This window comes from Okeania sp. SIO3I5, assembly GCF_010672085.1.
In the GTDB taxonomy this organism is placed as follows: domain Bacteria; phylum Cyanobacteriota; class Cyanobacteriia; order Cyanobacteriales; family Microcoleaceae; genus Trichodesmium.
On sequence record NZ_JAAHHT010000345.1, the window covers coordinates 3,824 to 7,597 of the forward strand.

The following is a 3,774-nucleotide window of genomic DNA, read 5'->3' on the forward strand; positions in this document are numbered from 1 at the left end:
TTTGTCGCTCAAAATTCCAGAAGTTAAGGTAATTAGTTAAAACCGCTATCATAGCCACATCATTAACTACTCTACAGATAAAATAGATTAGTAAAACCTTTAGTAGTTAAAATATCATAACTTAATAGACATCTCCGAAAATTAAAAATAAAATCAATTACTATCCATAAATTATCAATTATATCTCCCTGTTCCCAGTTAAGTGTTCCCTGTTCCCTCTTTTCCGGAGAGGTCTAATATATAGCACTACCCATTAAGGTTAGGATATTTATAAATCCTGTTTGCGGAGCATTTCCCTATCAGAAAAACCCTTTGACAGTCCGCTGTTCCCTATTGCCTATTGCCTATTGCCTATTCCCTATTCCCTAGCACTATATATAATAATAGAACTTAATTGAGGCTCAAACCAGCTATTATTTTTATGAATAACCCTATATATCCTGGTCTAATACTCACTGACCGTTATAAAATTATCAAACAATTAGGACATGGTGGTTTTGGACGTACCTACCTCGCAGAAGATAACCACCGTTTCCAGGAACTCTGTGTCCTCAAAGAATTTGCCCCTCAAGTCCACGGTAGTTATGCTTTGCAAAAATCCCAGGAACTATTTGAACGGGAAGCAGGGGTACTATACAAGTTGCGACATCCACAAATTCCTGGGTTCCGAGAAATGTTTCGCTATAAGTTAGATGGGGAAGGATATCTATTTCTGGTACAAGATTATATAAAAGGTAAAACTTATCGTGCTTTGTTAGAAGGCCACAAACTTCAAGGCAAACTTTTTAGCGAAGTAGAAATAACAAAATTTTTGCTCCAACTATTACCAGTATTGGAATATATTCACAATTTAGGAGTTATTCACCGTGATATTTCTCCAGATAATATAATTCTCCAAACTTCTGACAAATTGCCAGTATTAATTGATTTTGGTGGAGTCAAAGAAACAGCAACAAAAGTCGCCTCTGAGTATGCTCACAAAGGAGGTAACATTCTACCCCAAGCAACAAAATTAGGAAAAGTAGGATATGCTCCAGATGAACAAATGCGACTAGGAGTTATTAATAATGACAGCGATCTATATGCTTTAGCAGTAACAGCTTTAGTTTTATTAACTGGAAAGGAACCCTCTGGTTTGATAAACCATCAGAATTTGACCTTTAACTGGCGTCAGGAAATTAGTGTTAGTGAAAATCTGGGCAATATATTAGATAAAATGTTAGCTTCTAAACCGAGCGATCGCTTTAAGAACGCTCGTCAAGTTATTGAAGCGCTAGAAAATCTGCCATCTAGCAATGACTTAGCTACTACCCAAGCACCACCAGAACTTGTTTCCACTCCACCTGTTTCTACTGGTAAACTCTCCAATGTAGCTACTATGTCAGTTTCCCAAGTTCCTGTTACCAGTAATGTTGCCCAAAAATTTTCTATTTGGTCAACAATTTTATTAGTATTAGTAACAATATTTGGTATGGGGGGAATGGGTTGGATAGCTGGTAATATTTGGTTAGAATACACTTCCAATCAAAATAGAATTGTCAATGAAAAACCAGAAAAGTTGAGCGATCGCCTCCAGCAGTTAGGTATAAATGAATCTTTCTTTATTTCCTTAGTAGATGAATTTTTCTACACTCAGTATCCTGAAAAACGAGGAGAAACTTTGAGTAAAGAAAATTCAGAAGATAAATTATGGCAAGAGCGGTGGTACAAAATAGCTGATCGGTTGGCAGACAAACTAGAAACTCTAACTCCAGACGCTCGTAGCAAATTAGGCAATTATAGTCAAGATGATATTTATCAATGGCGGTCTCAATTAAGGGAATTAAATATTAGTAGTGTTGCTTTTAATGATTTAACCGATGCTCGGTTTCTTGACTTATTTCCAGAGCAAACCCGGGGTAAAAATCTCATTGGTTTGCCAATAGGTCAAGTTTGGCAAGCGATCGCTACTGATAAAATGAAAGATTTACAAAGCAAAAAATCCCTAGAAGAAATTCGTTTTCCACGAGGTTCATTTCGGGAAGTTGTTAATGGTACTTTCCAACCAGGAGAAGGTAAAATTTATCTAGCTTGGTTAGAAGATGAACAAATTTTGCGCGTCAGATTAGAAGCTAATTCTCCAGAAGTTTTATTATCAATTTATCCCCCCCTAAATTCTCGTCGTTGGTCTAGAGGATTAATAGAAGATTCTCCAGAAAATCGATGGAGAGGTCAAACAAGAAGTTCTGGTTATTATCAATTTGTAGTAGTTTCAAATTCCGATAAACCTATTGAATATTCTTTAGTATTATTTGTCAGAAATCAATTCAATCGTAGGTATTAAATCCGAAGTTTTTTTGTGATTAACTTATAGGATTAAATAAGGTTTGCTGATTAAATCTCAAAAAATTATACACTAAGGATTTAAGGTATTTGCAAGTAGTCAGTAGTCGTAGGGGCGAATGGCCATTCGCCCCTACAGTAGTCAGTAGGGAATGATTCTAGCTAATTACAGCGCTTTTCGCTCTTGATGAACTACACGCCATAACCAAAATCCTGTAGGGACGCCCTTATGCAACGTCCCTACACTGAGGTTAATTAATGTTACTTGATATTAGAGCATTTCTCAGACTAATATACTTCTCCAAAAATGAAAAATAAAATCAATTATTATCCATAAATTATCAATTACTCCCTCCTGTTCCCTGTTCCCTCTTTTCTGGAGATATCTAATAATATCAAATCCGAGGGAATTGGACATAAAAAAAATCTCAAATCGTCATAATTACTCAATCTTTGTAATTCTCTCCCCTCCTGACTCATTACTCATTACTCATTACTCATTCTATCTTGACACTAAAAGAAAAACTATGAGATAATATAAATGTGTCAAACTATATTACTTAAAATTAATTATTTAGGTCTATGTTAAAATACATGATTATTGCTCTAATAACCCTAGAATTAGTCTTACTAAGTTCATTTGTTAGATCCCCAGCTAATGCAACAATCAGAGATTCAGAAATTTTTACCTGGGATTATGCCTCTATAAGCAATTCTCTAGTTGTTTGTAAAAAGGTGATATTTCATCCTACAAATCGTAAACTACCAGAATCATCAGATATGGAACCGATAAATATTCATTCTCAAGTAGTAAATGATGAATATTGTTCCGATTTAACTAAACCTGCTTAATATTTTTTCCTGATAAGTAACCGTAAAGATTTAGACAAAAAACTGAGAAATCCGGATTTTTAGTGATAGAAATCCGGTTTCTCGATCTTTAAATATAGCAGGGAAGAGGGAACAGGAAAAAGGGAACAGTTGGAAAAGTATTTCCTAATCTAAGATTCATCATCAGTCCATGTCCTAACCAATTCTTTCTTAGCTATAGAATATGGTAAAGTTTGTGTTATTGTGTTCTTCAAAGAGGTAAAAAAATATGAAATATCGTGTGAGTCTCAACCGTCGGAATATAATAGTTGAAGCAGGAAGTGAAGAAGAGGCAGCTAAACAAGCAGCAGCTAAGATTAATCAAGGGGAAAAAATTAATACTATCAAACCAGTCACATCATCAGAATTAGAATCTAAATCAGGTTCTTGGTGGGAAATTTGGCTAGATTGACATACTCCCGACGCTCCCCTCCCCCCTTCCAAAGCTATCCCTTATAAGGAACTCTTGAAACCCTTGTGGGAGGGTGGGGAGGATGGGGAGGAGGGGGAGGAGGGGGAGGAAGAATTCTGTCTACATTCATAAAAAAGTGTATTGAAAAATACTCTTTTCTCCTGAAAAAG

At 35.6% G+C, this 3,774-nt stretch carries 3 protein-coding genes; all 3 read left to right on the plus strand.

The annotated features are described in order from the left end of the window. Positions 1–421 precede the first annotated feature (421 nt). The 3 genes from F6K40_RS37240 (at position 422) to F6K40_RS37250 (ending at position 3,604) form a co-directional block, all read left to right on the plus strand. Entirely contained in the window at positions 422–2,323 is a 1,902-nt protein-coding gene (locus F6K40_RS37240) for a serine/threonine-protein kinase (RefSeq protein ID WP_293144349.1), read from the plus strand. Positions 2,324–2,904: 581 nt separating this feature from the next. Continuing rightward, on the plus strand, positions 2,905–3,174 hold the full coding sequence (locus F6K40_RS37245; protein ID WP_293144351.1) for a hypothetical protein: 270 nt from the start codon (positions 2,905–2,907) through the stop codon (positions 3,172–3,174). 247 nt (positions 3,175–3,421) lie between these two features. After that, the gene (locus F6K40_RS37250; RefSeq protein ID WP_293144353.1) at positions 3,422–3,604 is read left to right on the plus strand and encodes a hypothetical protein; all 183 of its coding nucleotides are present in this window, start codon (positions 3,422–3,424) and stop codon (positions 3,602–3,604) included. The last annotated feature ends 170 nt before the right edge of the window (positions 3,605–3,774 follow it).